A 19,267-nucleotide genomic window follows, 5' to 3' on the forward strand; every position below is an offset into this window, starting at 1 on the left:
CCGACGGCACTACGGAAAGCGGACCTCGCACCATGACCCTCATCACGACCGCCACGGCACTGCTGGCCGACATCGAGGTGGAGACGGACCGCACGGACGCGGTGCAGGCCTTCGTCAAACAGGAGACGATCCTCGTCGAGATCAACACCGGCGACGGCCTCCAGGGAACCGGTTACGCCTACACGATCGGCACCGGCGGGTCGTCCGTCCTGGCCCTGCTGCGGGAGCACCTGCTGCCTCTCCTCATCGGAGCGGATGCCCGCAACGTCGAAGCACTGTGGCAGCGGCTGTTCGCCACGACGCGGGCCACCACCACCGGAGCCATCACCTCCCTCGCCCTCGCCGCTGTCGACACCGCCCTGTGGGACCTGCGGTGCAAGCGCGCCGGTGAAGCGCTGTGGCGGCTGGCCGGCGGCCACCGCCAGGAGGTCCCGCTGTACGACACCGAAGGCGGCTGGCTCCACCTGAGCACCGACGACCTGGTGCGTTCCGCGCTCAAGGCACAGAAGGCCGGGTGGGCGGGCGTGAAGATCAAGGTGGGAAAGCCGCACGTGGCCGAGGACGCCGAGCGGCTGCGTGCCGTCCGCGAGGCGGTCGGGCCGTCGCTGCACATCATGACCGACGCCAACCAGTCACAGACCATCTCCTCGGCGCTCCGCCTCGCGGCCGCCCTCGAGCCCTACGGACCGTACTGGCTCGAGGAGCCTCTCCCGGCCGACGACATCAGCGGACACGCCCGCCTGGCGGCCGCGACGAGGATTCCCGTCGCCGTCGGTGAGTCCATGTACTCCGCCATGCAGTTCCGCACGTACCTGGAGTCGGGCGCCGCCTCCGTCATACAGGTCGACGCCGCGCGCGTCGGCGGCATCACGCCGTGGCTGAAGGTCGCGCACACGGCCGAGAGCCACAACGTCATGGTCTGCCCGCACTTCTTGATGGAGCTGCATGTCAGCCTGGCCGCCGCGGTGCCCAACGGCATGTTCGTCGAGTACATCCCGCAGCTGCGAGCGGTGACCCGCACCGAACTGACGGTCCGTGACGGACTGGCGGTGGCACCGGACGTGCCGGGCATCGGGATCGACTGGGACATGGACGCGATCGACAACAGGAGGGTGGCATGAGCACACCCGTCGTGACACCGGAGAACGAAAGCCGGGCCGACGGGGCGGCCGGCGCGCCGCGGTCCGCGCAGCGGCTGCCGTTCTGGGTGAACCAGCGGCTCGGTCTCCTGGTACTCACGGTCGCTCTCGCAGCGCTGTTCGGCGTCCTGCGGCCGGCGTTCTTCGATGAGCGTCTCGTGCTGTTCCCCCTGTTGCGGGACATCTCGACGCTGACCGTGGTGGCGCTCGCCCAGATGGTGGTCCTCTCCGTGGGACACATGAACCTCGCCGTCGGCCGTATGGCTGCCTTCGGCGCCCTGTTCGCGGGCCTCGGCTACGACCGGCTCGGCCTGCCCCTCCCACTCGGCCTGCTGCTCTGCCTGTTCGTCGGCGCCACCATCGGCGCCCTGACCGGCTGGATCATCGCCCGTACCGGGGTGAACTCCTTCGTGGTCACCCTGGCCATGGACTTCGCCCTGCTGGGACTGGTCTCCCTGCTCTACTCCGCGCTGACCGAGAACGCGGCCTTCACCACGCAGCCGGACGGGCTCACGCAACTGCGCTCCAGCTCGCTCGCCGACATCTGTGTCGGACCCGTCTGCGGATCCCCGGCCGTCCCGCAGCTGGCGCAGTTCACGGTCCTGGCGCTCGCCGGCCTCGGCTTCCTGTACGCCGGTACCCGCATGGGCCGGGAGCTCCTGCTGACCGGGGCCAACCCGGCGGCGGCGGAACTGTCTGGCATCCCCACAGGCCGCCGTGTGATCCTCGCGCACGCCCTCTCCGGACTGCTCGCCGCGCTTGCCGGCTTCATGGCCGCAGCCAGTACCGGCACGTTCCGCGCCGCAATCGGCGACGACTTCATGCTGCCCTCGTTCCTCGGCGCGGTCCTCGGCGGCACCCTGCTCACGGGCGGCGTCGTCTCCGTACTCGGCGCACTGCTGGGCACGTCCCTGGTCGGCGTCATCCGCAAGGGCCTGGACCTGCTCGGCGTCGGCCTGGAGAGCCTGAACATCTACCTCGGCTGCGTCCTGCTGCTGGCCCTGTCGGCCGACCGGGTGCGCACCGTCGTGTCCTATCGCAAGGTGGTGCGCTCCACATGATCACGCTCAACGATCGCGGAGCCAGGGCCGGCGCGGTCCTGCGCCGTCTCTCCCGCTCCACGAGCATGACGCTGCTGTGCGTGGTGCTGGCCGGATACGTCGCCCTGGGAGTGGCTTCTTCGGGCGAGTTCTTCCAGGGACCGTCGGTACGGACCTTCCTGCAGTACCTGGCCACGCCCATTCTCATCGGGCTCGCCCAGATGGCAGCTCTGTGCGTCGGACAGCTCAACCTCGCAGTCGGTGCCCTGGGCGGCTTCACGGCCTGTCTGACGGGTGTTCTGATGGCCGACGACGGTGTCCCGGCTCCCATCGCCGTCGCGGCCGGCGTCCTCACGGCGACTCTGGTCGGTCTGGCGACCGGCGTGTTCATCGTGGCGACGCGGATCAACGGCTTCATCGTCACGCTCGGGACGATGACCATCCTGCTGGGAGCCCAGTACCGGCTGGTCGGCACCCGCACCGTCGACGGCTACTCACCGACCCTGAGGGACCTCGGCCGGGCGGCCCCGCTGAACCTCCCCCTGGTGTTCCTCACCGCGCTCGCCGCGGCGGCCCTGCTGGCCGCGTTCATGTACCGCACGACCGCCGGTCGCCGACTTCTCGCGGCGGGCGGCAACCCGCTGGCGGCGAGACTGTCGGGCATCTCCACCGACCGGCAGATCGTGCTCGCCCACACCCTGTCCGGTCTCCTGGTCGGCATCGCCGCCGTGACCGCGACGGCTTCGCTGCCCGGTGTCAACCGCAGTGTCGGCGGAGACTGGCTGCTGCCGAGCTTCGCCGCTCCGATCACCGGAGGTGTCGCGCTGAGCGGCGGATCCGTCGCGGTGTTCGGCACGGTCCTGGCGGCGTTCGTCATGCGGCTCATCGACGCCGCGCGCGCCCAGTTCTCGCTCGACCCGAGCTGGGTGAACTTCCTCATCGGCCTGGTCGTGCTCGGCACGGTGGTCGGCGGCCGCATCCACCAGACACACCTGGAAAAGAAGGGCAAGGCGCAAGGGCGTACCCCGCCCGCACCGGTCGGCCCAGGACCGACGGCCGACGCCGCCCTGCCGAACGCCGGAGGTGCGCGATGAGCGACGTCCTTCTCGAAGGCCGGGGGATCGTCAAGGTCTTCCCCGGAGTACGGGCCCTGGACGGCGTCGGGTTGCGCCTGACGGCCGGATCAGTGCACGCACTGCTGGGCGAGAACGGTGCGGGGAAGTCCACCCTCATCAAGGTCCTGACCGGCGTCCACACACCCGACGGCGGCCGGCTCACGTGGCGTGGCGAAGAGGTCCGCCTGCGTTCGCCCCTGGAGGCCACCCGGACCGGCATAGGCGTCGTCCACCAGGAACGCAACCTCATACCCGACTTCTCGGTGGCGGAGAACATCACGCTGCAGAGCCCTCCCTCGCGCCGCGGGCTCGTCGACCGGGAGGCCATGAACGCGCCCGCCCTGCGCTGCCTTGCGGAGCTGGGACTGGACCTCGACCCGCACCGGGCGGTCCGTGAACTGTCAGTGGCCCAGCAGCAGTTGGTGGAGATCGCGAAGGCGCTCTACACCGAGAGCCAGATGCTGCTGCTCGACGAGCCGACCGCCTCGTTGTCCCCGCAGGAGGCCGAACGCCTCTTCGACGTGGTCCGGCGGCTGACGGCCCGTGACACATGCGTCGTCTTCGTGAGCCACAAGCTGGAAGAGGTCTTCGCGATCTGCGACACCGTCACCGTGTTGCGCGACGGCAGGTCCGTGCTGGAGTCCTCACCGCTTGCCGACCACACGCATGACGACATCGTGAACCTGATGGTCGGCCGCGCGCACACGGCCACCGCGATGCGGCCACGCACCCCGGACCGGTCGGCCGCCCCGGTTCTCGCGCTCGCCGGGCTCTCCACCGCCGACGGCCACAAGGACATCTCCCTGGAGGTACGGACCGGCGAGATCGTCGGTCTCTACGGACTCGTCGGCGCCGGGCGCAGCGAACTGGTCAAGGCCGTTCTGGGCCTCGACCGGGTCACAGGCGGCGAGATCAGGGTGCACGGCAAGCCGGCCCGGATCGCTTCCCCCCGCCAGGCACTGCACGAGTTCGGCATCGGCTACCTGACCGAGAACCGCAAGGAAGAAGGCGTCTTCCTCGAGCAGCCCATCCACCGGAACATCACGGTCACCGTGTGGAAGAAGCTCGCCAAGGCTCTCGGGTTCGTCTCCGCTTCCGAAGAGCGGAGCGTGGCGCAGGACATGGTCGACCGTCTCAGTATCCGTGTCGCGGGGCTCGAACAGAACGCCGGTGAGCTGTCCGGCGGCAACCAGCAGAAGGTGAGTCTGGCGAAATGGCTCGCGGCCGACACCCGGCTGCTGATCGTCGACGAGCCGACGGTGGGCGTCGACGTGCGTACCAAACACGCCTTCCACGAGCTCCTCTGGGAGCTGGCCCGCGGAGGTCTGCCGATCCTGCTGATCAGCAGCGACCTCACCGAGATGATCACGCTGGCGGACCGTGTCCTCGTCATGGCCGACCATCGCATCCGCGGCGAGGTCGACAACGACAGAGACTACGAACGGATGAGCGGCCGGATCATCCGAATCATCCACGACCGCGCGCTCTCGGCAGTGACCTCGGCAGTGACCGCGCGGGAGGAAGCGGAATGAAGCGAGTGGCACAGGTGGTTGGAATCCGTCCGGAACAGGTGGACAGGTACGTCGACCGGGGGAGTGGTGGGCCTCGATGGAGCAGGTGTTCCTCATGCCGTGAGACCAGACGTGTCACCAGACGGACGGTGTCCCGCGTCGCCTGTGCGGACCACTCGTCCCGGACCGCGCACCTGTAAGTCCTCGTCATCGAGGACCGACCGGAGGAGGAGGAAACCTCGTGAGTGTCACGCCACTCGTCGATGCCCACCACCATGTGTGGGATCTGGTCGTGCGGGACCAGGAGTGGATCACCGGTCCGGAACTCGCGCCTCTGCGCCGGACCTTTTCGCTGGCGGACCTGCGCCCGCCGGCCGAGCACGCCGGAGTCGGCGCGACCGTGATGGTGCAGACCGTGACGGTCCCGGAGGAGACCCCCGAGATGCTGGCCCAGGCGGCCTCTGACCCGCTGGTCGCCGGAGTGGTCGGATGGACCGACCTGACAGCTCCCGATGTGGCGGACACACTGGCCCGGCTGCGTGAACTGCCGGGCGGCCGGCGGCTGGTGGGCATCCGGCACCAGGTGCAGTCGGAACCCGACCAGCGGTGGCTGGTCCGGGAAGATGTCCTGCGAGGTCTGTCCGCGGTGGCTGCCGCCGGCCTGGCCTACGACCTGGTCATTCTCCCGCATCAGCTGCCGGCGGCCACCGCCGTGGCCCGCCGTCTGCCAGGCCTCAGGTTTGTCCTGGACCACATCGGCAAACCCGGCATCGCGGAGGGCGCGCTCGAACCGTGGGCTTCGGAACTGCGGGCCCTCGCGGCAGAACCCAACACCTTCTGCAAGCTGTCCGGCCTCGTCACGGAGGCCGACTGGCGCGGCTGGACAGTCGACGACCTGTGTCCTTTCGCCGAGACGGTCCTCGAAGCCTTCGGCCCGGACCGGATCATGTACGGCTCCGACTGGCCCGTGTGTACGGTGGCCGCCGACTACGCGAAAGTGCTCGATGCGGCCCGTGCCCTGACGGCTGGGCTCAGCGTGGACGAACGGGGTGACGTTTTCGGCGGCACGGCGCTGAACGCCTACCGGCTGCGCGTGCCCTGACGCCGCCGACGCCTGCGGCACACAAACCGTCAGAAGGGAATAGGAGATCAAGTCCATGCGTCCAGCAGCGGGCGGCGGTGAGCAGCCCTCCGTCCACTCCGACGACGGCGGACGAGCCCAGGCCGGGACTGCGGGCACCCGGGGCGGCCGCGCGACTGCGGCGGCACCGGGCAACGCCCTCACCTCGGTAAACTGCTCCAGTCCCGTCAACTCCGGAGCGGCAGGAGCAGGAGAACGGATGCCACCGCATGAAAGTTCATCTGCCAGGGCCCCGGAGTCCGAAGGAAGAGGCCAATCCGCCGGTCCTGGTCGCCAGGCCCTCTCGGACAGCGTCTACGAGCGGATCAAAGCCATGGTCATGGACCATGAGATCGCCCCTGGCGCACGCGTGGGGATCGAGGCGCTGTCGCGTGCTCTCGGTGTCTCGCCCACGCCCGTCCGTGAGGCGCTGGCCAGGCTCGAGTCCGACGGACTGGTGGTGAAAAGGTCGCTCTCCGGGTACCGCGCAACCGAGTTGCTGACCCGCGAGGGCCTGGAGGAACTCTTCGAAATGCGGCTCCTCCTGGAACCGAGAGCGGCGGCTCTCGCCGCTGTCAACGCCACCGAGGAGCAACTCGACGCCATTGAGCGGCTCGTGGAGGAGATGCAGACCCACCCCGGGCCGACGGGGCGGTACGCGGACTACCGCGACTTCGCCGCACTCGACCAGCGCTTTCACGACGCGATCGCGGTGGCATCGCAACGTCCGCTGCTTGCCGATGCGGTGGAGCGGCTCCACTCCCATCTGCATGTCTTCAGGCTCGGAAGTGTCAGAAGCGCAGACGACCCCACGCTGGCGGAACACGAACGTGTCGTACGCGCGATTCTGCGCCGCAAGCCCGACCGCGCCGCGGAAGCCATGGCGGAACACCTCACCCGCAGCCTTCAGCGCCAGCTCACACAGGACCCGAAGTAGTCTCCGTCCTTGATCTTGATGGTGGCGGCACCGAAGTCGGCGCTCAGGAGCTTGTCGCGGAAGCCGTCCGGAATCCCTTCCAGCCCACGAGGCGCCTAGGGCGGACTGGGTGGCAGCATCGCGGGACTGCTGACAGCACGGGTACTTTTCCGACCAGGCCGATCAGCAAACGCTCCCCGAGCTCACCCGCCAGGCACTCGATGAACTCCGAGCCGCGACAGCTGCACTCGGCTAGGACTGGCCGGACAGTCAGGTGCGGAGCCGGCTGACCAGTGATCACCGACCACCGAGGGATTCAGCCCGCCCCACCGTCGAGCAGCCAGTTGTACCGCAGCCGCAGCGCCCGCTCGGTGCTGGCCGCCACAGTAGCGAGCCCGAGCACGACGTTGCCCCATGCCGGTAGATCAATGGGCGAGGTGAAGGTCCCGACGTACTGGGAGACGCCCTCCGGCGCCCGGGTGACCTGTTCGGCGAGCTGAAGGATCAGGAGAACCAGGCCGATGACGAGCACGATCAGCGAGAGGAAACCGATCCGGCGGCTCAGCGCGGGGTGCGATCGGTCGAGGCGCGCGCGGCGCCCCTCGGCGGAGGCGGGGTCCGGGATGAGCTGGAACTCGGCGCCCTCGGCGGTGACGTAGTGGCAGCGCTTGAGCCCGAAGGTGCTCGTCCTTACTTCGACGGTGCCACCCTGGACGGGAAAGACGGCAGGGACTTTGGACTCGGCGTGATGCCTGCCATCGAGGTACAGATGGACCTTGAGGTAGCCGGACGACTGATTCTGATGCGTGACGTCGATGGCGTAGACCGTCGGCCGGCCGTCGTCGCTCGTCAGCCGTAGATGGAACAGTGCGCGGGAAAGCAACTGCCACCAGCGGAAACGCTTCAGCGCTCGTCCGTCCCCGGGCTTGACCCGCTGCACAGCCCGACGATGCCGCCACTCCTTGAACATGCTTCCGCTTCCCGTTACTTGCGCTGCCCGGTGGCCAGGATCGAGACTCCCGGAATCGCGGGTCGGTTCGTGGCGGGCGTGTGCCCAGCCACCGAGCACCATGGCGACTAGTGCGATGGATCCGAGGAGGATCATCTGGCCGGTGAGGCCGCCGGGGACCCCGTTGAGGATGCCCCAGAGCGGTTCGGAATCCTGGTTGAGCAAACCGCGGATCATCGCTTGGGCGGCCAGGGCCGTGATCACCATCCCGACCGCCTCAACGGCCATACAGCCCCCCTTGCGCATCGCGTTACTCCGTCTCGTGTCCCGTTGTCTCGGCACGTGAACGAGTCTGTCCATGCGACGGGGCAGGCACATCAGCCCGGCGGCTCGCGCCGTCTTCGACCAAAGGCGGGGCGGTGATGCGACTTTGGTCGAGGGCGCATCAGCCCCCGGTCTGACTCAACGGCCGCGCGGTGTCGCGATAATGATCAGGTGAACACGGACGTCGCGCCACGGCTCGGGTGGTGGCAGCAGACATGGCCGCTGATGGCGGCCGCGGCAGTGGGCATACCGCTCTGGCTCTCCACCGGTGTGGTGCTGCGGGGACAGGCGACCGGAACCGGCTCGTGGTTCGTCATCGGTGATCCGCTGGTGGCTCTCGGCTGTCTGACGGCGCTTCTGTGGCGGCGGCGGTTCCCGCTCGCCGTCGCCATGACGGTCGCGATCGCCTCGACCGCGTCGGCACTCGCCTCCGGCGCCGCGTTTCTGGCGCTGGTTTCGCTCTCCACCCGCCGCCGTCCGGTGGAGGCCGGGGTCGTCGCTCTGGCGTTGGTGACCGCGTCACAGTTCACCGGCGGGTTCTACCCGACCCCGCCCGCCCCGTTGTGGCTTGAACTCGCGTTCCCGGCGCTGATCGCAGGCATCGCGGTGGCCGTCGGGACGGCCATCGGCGCACGGCGTGTCGAACTGCGGTCCCTGCGGGAGCGGGCGGAGAGCGCGGAGCGGGAACAGACCGCGCGGGCGGCGCAGGCACGGGCGCTGGAGCGCAACCGGATCGCCCGCGAGATGCACGACGTGCTCGCGCACCGGATCTCCCTGGTCGCGATGCAGCCGGGGTGCTGGACCACCGCGCTGACCTCACAGTTGAGGAGAACCGTGTGCTGGTCCGTGGCATCGCCGACGGCTCCCACCAAGCCCTGGAAGAACTACGGGATGTCCTCGGCGTGCTCCGGGCCGACCCGGGCCGCCCGGAACCACCACAACCCTCCCTCGACCGGATCCCCGACCTGGTAGCTGACGCCCGCACATCCGGACTGGACGTCACGCTCACCACCAGCGTGACGGGACAACCGTCCGAAGCCGTCGGACGAACCTGCTACCGGATCGTCCAGGAAGGACTGACCAACGCCGCCAAACACGCCCCAGGCGCACACGTACACATCACCCTCGAAGGAACAGCGGGCGACAAACTCAACGTCAGCGTCCACAACTCCCCAGCCACCACGGCAATTACACAACCACCGGCATCGGGATTCGGCCTCCTCGGCCTCACTGAACGCGTCACTCTCGCCGGCGGAAAACTCGACCACCACCCCACAGCCGACCACGGGTACCTCCTCACCGCGCAACTACCCTGGCCGAACCCCACCCGCGAAAAGAGCGTATGAGTGGATTCCGAGCGGGAGCCGGTGCGTGTCGTCATCGTCGACGACGACCAACTGGTGCGCATGGCACTGCGGCTCGTCATCGACGGCGAACCGGACCTGACCGTCGTCGCGGAGGCGGCCGACGGGGACGCCGCGATCACCGTGGTGGACGAGCAGCGGCCGGACGTCGTGCTGATGGACGTGCGGATGCCCCGCCGTGACGGTCTCAGCACGACCCGGGAACTCCTCACCCGGCCGGCGCCGCCGCGGGTGCTCATGCTGACCACTTTCGACTCCGACGATCTGGTGCTCGGCGCACTGCGCGCCGGAGCACTCGGGTTCGTCCTCAAGGACACCCCACCGCGGCGGATTCTCGACGCGGTGCGGACCGTCGCGGACGGCAACCCCGTGCTGTCTCCAGCGGCCACGGCACGGGTGATCGCCGCAGCCACCAGCCCGCAGTCCTCTCACACGCGCAACTCATCCCGCGAAGCCGCGCGGAAACAGCTGTCCACACTGACCGAACGAGAACGCGAAACCGCTCGGGCCATCGCGGACGGACTGGGCAACCCGGAAATCGCCCAGCGGCTGCGCATCAGCGTCGCGACCGTCAAGGCACACGTAGGCAACGTGTTCGCGAAGCTGGCGCTCGAGAATCGAGTACAGATCGCCCTCCTGGTCCGCGACGCGGAGGACTGACCAGCCCGAACCGGCTCCAAGTGCTGCCCACTCTGATCACTGAGGTCGACGACTGGGAGGTGTGGGTGAGGTTCTCGGAGATCTGCCAGATGCGTTTCGCGTCGTCCTCGCCGCGAAGCCGGGAGTAAACGGCCTGTCCGGCGGGCCCGCCGGACAGGTGCCCGCGACCGCTGGGACCGTACAGGCGGGCGACGTGTGCGTCCGGCGAGGTGGCGGCCCAACCGACTATTACAGCCGGCTCGAGCGGGTACGCGGACCGCATCCGTCCGAGCAGACGATCGCCTCGATCGCGCAGGGTCTGCATCCGTCCCTCGACGAACGTGACCACCTGTTCCGCCTCGCCGGGCACAACCCACCCGCGAGAGGCGCGATCAGCGAACACGTCAGTCCGGGCCTGCTCCGCATCTTCGACCGGCTCACCGACACCCCCGCCGAGATCGTCACCGAACTCGGCGAGACCCTCCGGCAGACCCCGCTCGGCGTTGCACTCACCGGCGACACCACCCGGTACACCGGCCCAGCCCGCAGCATCATCTACCGGTGGTTCACCGACCCGGCCACCCGGGCCCGTTACCGCCCCGACGACCAAACGCGCCCGTCCGGCCGGTGACCGGTGGGCCGCCGCCGTCCGGGTGAATCCGGGCGCGCGGTGTGGGGCAGCCGACGTGCCTGCGGGAAGGCCCTTGCGCAGACCGGACAAGCGATGGGCAAGGAGCCTTCCGATGCCGAAGTTCCTCATCCAGGCGACCTATACGACCGAGGGCACCAGGGGGCTGCTCGAGGAGGGTGCGAGTGGTCGCCGCGCCGCCGTCGACCAGGTCGTCACCGGCCTCGGCGGCACGGTCGAGGCCATGTACTTCGCCTTCGGGGAGGACGACATCGTCCTCATCCTCGACTTCCCCGACCCGGTCTCCATGGCCGCCGTCAGCCTCACTGTCAAGGCCAGCGGCGCCCTCCGTACCCGGGCCACTCCGCTCCTCACCGTCAACGAGATCGACGAGGCCGCCCGCCGACAGGTCGACTTCCGCGCCCCGGGCGCGTAGCGGACCGGCCGTAGTGCCAGAGCGCGCCGTGCCCGGGGCGCGGGGTCTCACCGACCTGTCGGCGGGCGTAGACCATCGGCCGGCCGTGACCGAGCAACGGACCGATGAGCAAGGCGGCTTCGCAACGCCGGCCGCCGCTGTGCCCCGTCCCCGGGTCCCGGCAGACACTGCCGACCCATCGAGCACGGAGAAACGGACTTCATCCGGCCCTCACGTCTTGCTCCCGAGCGGACTCAGTCGCGGTAGTGGTCGGCGATCGCGGCGAAGGCGGCCTTGGGCTCCCAGGGCAGGCCGGGGTAAGTGTCGCCGTGGCGGTCTTCGAGGACCTTGACGATGCCGAGACTGGCGAGGTCGAGGTCGTCGCGAGGATCGCCGTCGGGGCGGTGGGGCAGGTTGTACAGCGCGAAGAGGAACACGAAGGCGCTGTCGACGCCCTCGCTGTCGAAGATCTCCAGCAGTTCGCTCAGGTATGCCGCTTGGCCGGCCTCGTCGCGCTCGTATTCCCCGGTCAGCCGGAGCGGCGCCCCGGTGGCTTTGTCGGTTTCGAGGATTTCCATGCTGCGGGGTGCGACGTCACCCGCGCCGCGCCAGGTGGCGGTGCCGAAGCCGGTGATGGCGAGCGGTTTGGGCTGTGCGACGAGGCTGCGCACGGCGTCTCGGAATCGGTCGGCCACCTCCGCGGACCGGATGAGTTCGAAGGTCGTGAAGTCGAACAGGTCCCAGTCGATGCCCTCGAACTGGATAGCGGCGTAGGTGACCTTGCCGTGGAAGCGCTCGCGGACCACCGCCACGGCTTCGCGGAGGAAGGCGTTGAGACGGGTGCCGACTGCGGCGATTCTCTCGGGCCGACGGGCCGGGTCGCTCAGTAGCCGATTGAGTCGTTCTTCGACGCTGTCGCCTTCGAGGAACCCATGGTTCATGACGCTCAGCTCAGCGCCGGTGACGAACACGACCTCGGCCCCTTGCGTCCGGAGTCGCTCGGCCCGCTCTGCGCAGTCAGCGATCAGGATGAGGATTTCGTCGGTCGTCAGCTCCAGAGGGTAGGGCGAGAACCAGATCTCCAGTCCGAGCTCGGCCGCGTGACGGGCGGCGAGCTCCAGGCGGCCCGGGTCGCCGCCGGTGATGTGGACAGCGGTGCAGTGGAGATCGTCGCGGATGATGGTCAGCTCCTTCCTGACCAGGTCGGGGTCGAAGTGCTCCCGGGAGCTGCCGCCGTTGCGGAGGAAGCCGGTGTCGTAGCAGATGCCCTTGGCTCGCATGCGTCTGACCTTTCTGTAGGGGGCTCGAGAGTAGAAGAAAGTCTTGCGTGCACGCAAGATTGCGCGACCGCAAGTTTGCGGGCACGCACTCAAGCTGGGATACTCCGAGGGTGACGACAAGGCGGACCGGGCTGCGCGAGGAGAAGAAGCAGGCCACCCGAGTGGCATTGCGTGAGGCGGCACTTCGGCTGGCCCTCCAGCGAGGGTCCGACAACGTCCGCGTCGACGACATCGCCGAGGCGGCCGGGGTCTCGCCGAGGACCTACAACAACTACTTCTCCAGTCGCGAGCAGGCGATCGTCGCCGCCGTCACCGCCGAACGGGAATCCCGGGTCGCCGCGGCGGTGGCAGCCAGGCCCGCCCAGGTCCGCCTCGCCGACGCCTTGGTCGAAGCGATCCTGGAGCACTACACCGAACCGCGTGACCACGACGAGCTGCTGCTGATCACCGCCAGTCCCGCGCTGCGTGACACGTTCCTCGACGCCGCCGCAGCGATCGAACACCCCCTCGCCGCCGCGATCGACCAGCGCCTCGGCCACACCGGCACGCCTGCTCCTCGCGTGCTCGCGGCGAGCGTGGCCGCCGCGGTTCGGGTCGCACTCCAGCAGTGGCTCCAACCTCCGACCGCCCCACTCACAACCGGTGGGCTTGTCGTGCCGTCCGGCTCGCTACCAGACCTGCTCCGCTCCGCGCTCGCCACACTCGAACCCGCACTCGACGCCGCCGAAGAACAGGCACAACAGCGCTTGTGCCAGTGAATCCGTTCCACTGACGGCTCCGACGTCGCGGTGGGCTCCGGCGTGAGCCGCGGTGCCGTCAAGGATCGGCGGCAGCGTTTCACAGGTGGTCGCTCGTGAAACACTCAGCCGCTCGGCGATCTACCTGCGCCCCCGCGCGGCCTCCGGTCACGGCGGCGACGGTGTCCGTGTCACCGCCGAGGTCGATCGCCGCGCGTATCGCGTCTTCGAAGCCGGTGGTGGTGCGCAGGGCCCAGGTGGCGGAGCCCAGGCAGGGCCGGACGGCACCGTTGAACTCGGTCGCCTGATCGGGGTGCCAGTCGGGCGCGAGGACCGCGGCGTAACGACCGCGGTGGTCGGGGTGGACAAGAGCCAGGACGTTCGGGAGCGCGGTGCGGGCAGCGGCTCGAGAGACGGCCGCCCCACTACCTGTCTGGCCGAGGAGTAATGCGGCGGTGATCGCGCCAGAATTGTCATGTACTTGCTTGCGTCATGGGTGCGGCGGCGCATGGGCGGTACGCGGTGAGGACAAGTCGGCTGGATCAGGAGGCGCAGGAGATGAGAGTGGTGGTCGTCGGCAGCGGCATCGTCGGTGCGGCAGCCGGTTACGAACTGGCCCGGGCCGGGGTGGACGTGGTCCTGGTGGACTCGCCGGCCCCGGGCAGCGCTACGTCGGCCGGGGCGGGCATCATCTGCCCGTGGTCCACCCGCGTGGACGATCCGGACTGGTACCGGCTCGCGGTCGCCGGGGCGGAGCACTACCAGGAGCTGCTGCCGACGTTGGCCGCTGACGGGGAGACCGATTTCGGCTACCGGCGGGTTGGCGCGCTGCGGCTGGTCTCCGAGGCCGATTCCGAGGAGGCGCTGCAGCGCGTGGTCGAGCGCGCCGCGAAGTCCCCGATGGCCGGCGAGGTCGAGCTGATCAGCGCTCGCCGGGCCGGCGAACTCTTCCCACCCCTCGAACACGACGGCCCGGCGATCCACATCCCGGGAGCAGCGCGCCTGGACGGCCGCTCTGTCCGCGACGCGATGCGTCGCGCCGCGGTCCGGCGCGGCGCCCGGACCGTCAGCGGCACGGCCGCGATCGTCGCCGACAGCGCAGTCCGCGGAGTGCAGGTGGACGACGAGTTCATCGGCGCCGACGCCGTCATCGCGGCGGCCGGTGCATGGTCGCCGCGGCTGCTCGAACCGATCGGCATCCACGTGCGCGTCGCGCCGCAGCGCGGCCAGATCATGCACCTGAGGCTGCCGGGTGTGGACACCGCGAACTGGCCGGTAGTGCTGCCGGGGTCGCAGCACTACCTCCTGGCCTTCGACGACTCGCGGGTCGTGGTCGGCGCGACCCGCGAGGACGACGCCGGCTTCGACCACCGGGTGACCGCGGCCGGGATGGCGGAGGTGCTTCGCGAAGCGCTGTCGGTGGCCCCCGGGCTGGCCGGTGCCACGCACGTGGAGACCCGCATCGGGTTCCGCCCGGTGGGTCCCGACATCCGGCCGCTGCTCGGCGCGGTTCCGCAGGTCGCAGGGCTGGTCGTGGCCAACGGCCTGGGAGCGTCCGGTCTGACGGTCGGCCCCTACGCGGGTTTGGTCGCGGCGCGGTTGGCCCGCCGGGTCGATCCGGGGATCGACCTGACGCCTTACGACCCGCTGCGTTGAGGGCCTGGATGTATCGACCTGAAGCGTTGTTCACGCGGCTGACCGGTGGGTGGCCTCTCGCCGGCCGGCGGCGCGCCCGGGACGGATGTGACGAGCGTGGCCGGGGGCGTCAGCGCGTACATGTGGAGATCGTGAGGCGGCGTACGAGCGGCGAACCCGCCGCCCTGGATACACGGCAGCACCCGGCGTCTTTCTGGTGGCAGGAGAGCGCGGCCGATGGCATGCGCGGAAACGGCGCGGCTTTGAAGATCAGAGTGTTCACCCGTGCTGCCCGGTCCGCTGTGGCAGGCTCGAACTCGCCGCAGGGAAAGGGCCTTTGCCGGTGTGTGCGGGAGGCGGCCCCGTTCGGCGCGGACGCGGTGCGCGCTGAAGTCCGCCTAGCCACCGGGCTGTTCGAGCCGGAACGGCCGAGGAGTAAAGGAGGGGCGCGTGGGACGCGGCGTGGCCCCGTGGCCCTCCAGCGGCGGCCCAGGAGATCACGCCGGTGTCCAGGCTGAGCCGGCGATCCGTATCCTTGCTTCGACACAACCGGGAGGTAGGGACCCATGGCGCGGCGGCCGACTGTCACGAGCGTGCAGATTGCGCGCGAGGCGGGAGTGGCGCAGTCGACGGTCTCCCGCGTTCTCAACGGTGGAAGCGTGGCCCCCGAGACCCGGCAGCGGGTGCTCGAGGTGCTGGCCAAGTACGACTTCCAGCCCAGTCAGGCGGCGCGCAGTCTGGTGGGTGCCACTTCGGGGCTGATCGGGGTGGTCATCCGGGATCTGACGAACCCGTTCTATCCGGTGATGGTGAAGGCGATGGAGCGGGTCCTGCACGAGCAGGGGCTGCGGCTGTCGCTGGTCACGGATGTGATGACCGCGGAGGAGGGCCTGGCGCTGCTGCGGCGCGAGGGCGTGGACGGGGTGGTGTTCACCTCGGCGGTGCGCGACGAGCCGCTGGCGCAGCGCATGGTCGGGCATGGCATCCCCGTTGTGCTGTGTCACCGCACGCTTGAAGACTTCCCGGCCGACCAGGTCGAGGCCGACAACCACACGGCCGGCCGGCTGGCGGCCGAGCATCTGCTGGGTCTGGGGCATCGCCGTATCGCGATGGTGTGCGGCCTGGCCGGGGCAAGCACGGCCGAGCAGCGGGGCCGTGCCTTCCGTGAGCGGGTGCGGGCCCACGGGGGCGTCGCCCTGGCCGAGGTCGAGGGGGGCTACGACTACGCCACCGCCTATGGGGCGGTGCGCGCGCTGCTCGCCGGTGGCGAGCCGCCCACGGCGCTGTTCTGCCACAACGACATCATGGCGTACGCGGCGCTCAACGCGGCCGCGGCGGCGGGTGTTTCGGTGCCGCGCGAGCTGAGCGTGGTGGGTTGCGACGATGTGCCGTTGTCGGCGTGGGAACGCATCGATCTGACGACGGTGCGCCAGCCGTTGGAGCGGATCGCCCAGGTCGGCGTGGAACTGTTGCTGGACCGGCTGGAGCATCCGGACCGGCCGCACCGGCACGAAGTGCTGCCGGTGGAGTTCGTGGGGCGTTCCACCACCGCTCCGGCGTGAACCACCCCCGAAGCACCCCTGAGTCACGCGTGAAACACGTCTGAACCACCCCCGAATCACGCGTGAGACACCTCTTGACCATCCGCCCTTCGTCTCTCATGCTGTGGATACGTATCCAATGGATACGTATCCACAGCGAGAAATGGAGCTGGATGTGCCCCGCACCCTCAAGGCCGCCGTCACCTCGTCCACCGCACCGTCCGGTAACGACACCGTCGGCCAGGCCGTCCGCGAGCTGATCGCCGAAGTGCGCAGCCGCGGCGACGAAGCAGTCCGCGAGCTGTCGGCGCGTTTCGACGGCTGGGAGCCGGAGTCCTTCCGCCTGAGCGACGAACGGCTCGCCGAGATCATCGGCACGCTCGACCCTCAGGTCATCGAGGACATCAAGACCGTCCAGGCCAACGTCCGCCGCTTCGCCGAGGCGCAGCGGGAGTCGATGGCGGAGATCGAGGTCGAGACCGCGCCGGGTGTGTTTCTCGGCCACCGGCACGTGCCGATCCAGTCCGTCGGTGCGTACATCCCCGGCGGCCGCTACCCGCTGACGGCTTCCGCGCACATGACGATCGTGACCGCCAAGGCCGCTGGTGTGCCGCGCGTGGTCGCCTGCACTCCGCCGATCCGGGGCGAGATCCCCGCCGCGACCGTCGCCGCGATGTACCTTGCCGGCGCGGACGAGATCTACATCCTCGGCGGCGTCCAGGCGATCGCCGCGATGAGCGTGGGAACCGAGACGGTGACGCCGGTGGACATGCTGGCCGGGCCCGGCAACGCCTACGTGGCCGAGGCCAAGCGCCAGCTGTTCGGCGAGGTCGGTATCGACCTGTTCGCCGGCCCCACGGAGATCCTGATCGTGGCCGATGACGCCGCCGACCCGTTCGTCGTCGCCGTCGACCTGCTCTCGCAGGCGGAGCACGGCCCGGACTCACCCGCCGTGCTGGTGACGACCAGTGAGCGCGTCGCCGACGAGGTGCAGCGGCACATCGCCGACATCCTGCCCGGCCTGCAGACCGGCGACATCGCCGGCCAGGCCTGGCGCGACCACGGCCAGATCCTCCTCGCCGACGACCTGGAGGAGGCCTACCGGATCGCCGACGAATTCGCCTTCGAGCACGTCCAGGTCCTCACCGGGAACCCCCGCGAGGCACTGGACAAGATGCACGCCTACGGCGCCCTGTTCCTCGGCGAGGGCACCTGCGTCTCCTACGGCGACAAGGTGATCGGCACCAACCACGTGCTGCCGACCCGTGGCGCGGCCCGCTACACCGGCGGACTGTGGGTGGGCATGTACCTGCGCACCGCCACCTACCAGGAGGTGCGCGACCCGAAGGCGTCGGCCGACCTCGGCGTGCTCTGCGGCCGGGCTGCCCGAGTCGAACTGTTCGAGGGTCACGCCCGCTCCGGCGACGTCCGGGCTGCCAAGTACGCCGGTGTCACGCTGCCGTGGACCGACCACTTCGAGACCGTCCGCGCCTGACACCCCGCCCTCTCCCGCTCACCCTGTCCCGCTCGCCCTCGATCAACGGAGATCCCATGCCCACCGCCACCCCTCCGACGCCGGAGCAGATCCGTCGTCGATCACTGCAGTCCGGCACCATCGGCGCGATCGTCGAGTGGTACGAGTACACGATTTACGGAGTCGCCGCCGCACTGGTGTTCGGGCATCTGTTTTTCCCGAACTTCGCCCCCGGTGTCGGCCAGATCGTCTCGCTCGCCACGTTCGGCGTCGGTTTCCTGGCCCGCCCGATCGGCGCGTTCGTCGCCGGGCATCTCGGGGACCGGATCGGACGCAAGTCCACGCTGATCCTCACTTTCTCGATCATGACGGTGGCGACCGCGGCGATCGGCTTCGTGCCGACCTATCAGCAGATCGGGGTGGCGGCGCCGCTGCTGCTGTGCGTGCTGCGGCTGGCACAGGGCTTCGCCGTCGGCGGCGAGTGGGGCGGGGCGGCCATCGTCGCGGTGGAGAGCGCGCCGCAGGGCCGGCGCGGGTACTTCGGCTCCTGGCCGCAGATCGGGGTCTCCTCGGGACTGCTGCTCGGCACTGCCGCGGTGTCGTTCGCATCGTGGATCTCCGGCGACGCCTTCGAGGTGTGGGGCTGGCGGCTGCCGTTCCTGTTCAGCGTCGTGCTGGCCGGCATCGGCTTCTTCATCCGGCTGCGCGCCACCGAAAGCCCGGCCTTCCTCGCCGAGAAGGCCAAGATGGACGCTGAGCTCGAACGCCGCAAGGCGCCCGCGGCGATTCTCTTCCGCGATCACCGCAAGCCGCTGCTGATCACCATCTTCGGCCGGTTCGCCGAGGCCGGGAACTACTACCTGTTCACCACCTTCATCCTGTCCTACGTCACCACCACGCTCGGTGCGCCGAGGAGCTACGGCCTGACGGCGTCGATGATCGGTGCGGCGGTGAACATCGTCATGATCCCCGTGTTCGGAGCCCTGTCCGATCGCATCGGACGGGTGCGGACCTTCCTCATCGGCGGCGCGCTGATCGTGGCCACCACGTGGCCCAGCTTCGCGCTGGTCCACACCGGACACCTGTGGGCGATCGTGGCTGGGGTGGTGCTGTTCCTCGCCCTCGGGCACGCCATGGTCTACGCGCCGCTGCCCGCGCTGTACTGCGAGATGTTCCCCACCTCGGTGCGGTACTCCGGCATCTCGATCGGGTACCAGATGGCATCGATCCTGCTCGCAAGCTTCACCCCGGCACTGGCCAGCGCGATGGTTCTATGGGCCGACGGCAGCCTGTGGATGGTGATCGGTTTCGTGATCGTGACGACTCTGATCGCGATGGCGGCGATCGCGTTCGCCCCCGACCGCCGAGACCGCGAACTGAACGAGATCGGCGCCGTTCCCACCCACACGGACGACACGCAGGCCTTGTCGTCACACTGAT

15 protein-coding genes and 3 pseudogenes are annotated in these 19,267 nt (G+C 69.4%); 15 read left to right on the forward strand and 3 right to left on the reverse strand.

Annotated features, from left to right (window positions below):
• The first annotated feature begins 32 nt into the window (after positions 1–32).
• The 6 genes from AB0H86_RS26290 (at position 33) to AB0H86_RS26315 (ending at position 6,862) form a co-directional block, all read left to right on the forward strand.
• Complete coding sequence (locus AB0H86_RS26290; RefSeq protein ID WP_362443521.1) at positions 33–1,121, forward strand: mandelate racemase/muconate lactonizing enzyme family protein; 1,089 nt, start codon at positions 33–35, stop codon at positions 1,119–1,121.
• Positions 1,118–2,200 carry an ABC transporter permease gene (locus tag AB0H86_RS26295; protein WP_362443524.1) on the forward strand — a complete coding sequence of 361 codons (1,083 nt, stop codon included), beginning with the start codon at positions 1,118–1,120 and terminating at the stop codon, positions 2,198–2,200. Before AB0H86_RS26290 ends, AB0H86_RS26295 begins: the two co-directional genes overlap by 4 nt.
• Complete coding sequence (locus AB0H86_RS26300; RefSeq protein ID WP_362443527.1) at positions 2,197–3,273, forward strand: ABC transporter permease; 1,077 nt, start codon at positions 2,197–2,199, stop codon at positions 3,271–3,273. The genes AB0H86_RS26295 and AB0H86_RS26300 overlap by 4 nt, the downstream gene beginning before the upstream one ends.
• The gene (locus AB0H86_RS26305; RefSeq protein ID WP_362443530.1) at positions 3,270–4,826 is read left to right on the forward strand and encodes a sugar ABC transporter ATP-binding protein; all 1,557 of its coding nucleotides are present in this window, start codon (positions 3,270–3,272) and stop codon (positions 4,824–4,826) included. Before AB0H86_RS26300 ends, AB0H86_RS26305 begins: the two co-directional genes overlap by 4 nt.
• 220 nt (positions 4,827–5,046) lie before the next feature.
• Positions 5,047–5,907 carry an amidohydrolase family protein gene (locus AB0H86_RS26310; RefSeq protein ID WP_362443533.1) on the forward strand — a complete coding sequence of 287 codons (861 nt, stop codon included), beginning with the start codon at positions 5,047–5,049 and terminating at the stop codon, positions 5,905–5,907.
• Between the two features lie 238 nt (positions 5,908–6,145).
• Complete coding sequence (locus AB0H86_RS26315; protein WP_362443536.1) at positions 6,146–6,862, forward strand: GntR family transcriptional regulator; 717 nt, start codon at positions 6,146–6,148, stop codon at positions 6,860–6,862.
• A gap of 295 nt (positions 6,863–7,157) precedes the next feature.
• Here AB0H86_RS26315 and AB0H86_RS26320 read toward each other — a convergent pair whose 3' ends face one another.
• Positions 7,158–7,811 carry a hypothetical protein gene (locus AB0H86_RS26320; protein ID WP_362443914.1) on the reverse strand — a complete coding sequence of 218 codons (654 nt, stop codon included), beginning with the start codon at positions 7,809–7,811 and terminating at the stop codon, positions 7,158–7,160.
• A gap of 528 nt (positions 7,812–8,339) precedes the next feature.
• Here AB0H86_RS26320 and AB0H86_RS26325 point away from each other — a divergent pair.
• From AB0H86_RS26325 to AB0H86_RS26340, 4 genes and pseudogenes are all read left to right on the forward strand, one after another.
• Positions 8,340–9,460, forward strand: a pseudogene (locus AB0H86_RS26325) (histidine kinase).
• Positions 9,461–10,138, forward strand: coding sequence for a response regulator transcription factor (locus AB0H86_RS26330; protein ID WP_362443540.1), 678 nt, complete (start codon positions 9,461–9,463; stop codon positions 10,136–10,138).
• A gap of 193 nt (positions 10,139–10,331) precedes the next feature.
• A pseudogene (locus tag AB0H86_RS26335) lies at positions 10,332–10,724 on the forward strand (transcriptional regulator); the annotation flags it as partial.
• A 136-nt stretch (positions 10,725–10,860) separates the two neighbouring features.
• Complete coding sequence (locus AB0H86_RS26340; RefSeq protein ID WP_362443543.1) at positions 10,861–11,181, forward strand: GYD domain-containing protein; 321 nt, start codon at positions 10,861–10,863, stop codon at positions 11,179–11,181.
• A gap of 233 nt (positions 11,182–11,414) precedes the next feature.
• Here AB0H86_RS26340 and AB0H86_RS26345 read toward each other — a convergent pair whose 3' ends face one another.
• Positions 11,415–12,440 (reverse strand): hypothetical protein, encoded by a 1,026-nt coding sequence (locus AB0H86_RS26345; protein WP_362443546.1) that lies wholly within the window; start codon positions 12,438–12,440, stop codon positions 11,415–11,417.
• A gap of 110 nt (positions 12,441–12,550) precedes the next feature.
• Here AB0H86_RS26345 and AB0H86_RS26350 point away from each other — a divergent pair, with 110 nt between their 5' ends.
• On the forward strand, positions 12,551–13,198 hold the full coding sequence (locus tag AB0H86_RS26350) for a TetR/AcrR family transcriptional regulator (protein WP_362443549.1): 648 nt from the start codon (positions 12,551–12,553) through the stop codon (positions 13,196–13,198).
• Between the two features lie 127 nt (positions 13,199–13,325).
• On the opposite strand, the pseudogene AB0H86_RS26355 reads toward AB0H86_RS26350, so the two are convergent.
• A pseudogene (locus AB0H86_RS26355) lies at positions 13,326–13,568 on the reverse strand (ADP-ribosylglycohydrolase family protein); the annotation flags it as partial.
• A 167-nt stretch (positions 13,569–13,735) separates the two neighbouring features.
• On the opposite strand from AB0H86_RS26355, the gene AB0H86_RS26360 reads away from it, so the two are divergent.
• The 4 genes from AB0H86_RS26360 to AB0H86_RS26375 all read left to right on the forward strand — a co-directional run bounded on the left by AB0H86_RS26360 (position 13,736) and on the right by AB0H86_RS26375 (position 19,266).
• Positions 13,736–14,833, forward strand: coding sequence for an FAD-dependent oxidoreductase (locus tag AB0H86_RS26360; RefSeq protein ID WP_362443552.1), 1,098 nt, complete (start codon positions 13,736–13,738; stop codon positions 14,831–14,833).
• Between the two features lie 572 nt (positions 14,834–15,405).
• Positions 15,406–16,374 (forward strand): LacI family DNA-binding transcriptional regulator, encoded by a 969-nt coding sequence (locus AB0H86_RS26365; RefSeq protein ID WP_362443559.1) that lies wholly within the window; start codon positions 15,406–15,408, stop codon positions 16,372–16,374.
• A gap of 154 nt (positions 16,375–16,528) precedes the next feature.
• On the forward strand, positions 16,529–17,848 hold the full coding sequence (hisD, locus tag AB0H86_RS26370; RefSeq protein WP_362443562.1) for a histidinol dehydrogenase: 1,320 nt from the start codon (positions 16,529–16,531) through the stop codon (positions 17,846–17,848).
• A gap of 56 nt (positions 17,849–17,904) precedes the next feature.
• Positions 17,905–19,266 carry an MFS transporter gene (locus tag AB0H86_RS26375; protein WP_362443565.1) on the forward strand — a complete coding sequence of 454 codons (1,362 nt, stop codon included), beginning with the start codon at positions 17,905–17,907 and terminating at the stop codon, positions 19,264–19,266.
• The last annotated feature ends 1 nt before the right edge of the window (position 19,267 follow it).

This window comes from Streptomyces sp. NPDC050997, from assembly GCF_040660135.1.
Lineage (GTDB): Bacteria > Actinomycetota > Actinomycetes > Streptomycetales > Streptomycetaceae > Streptomyces.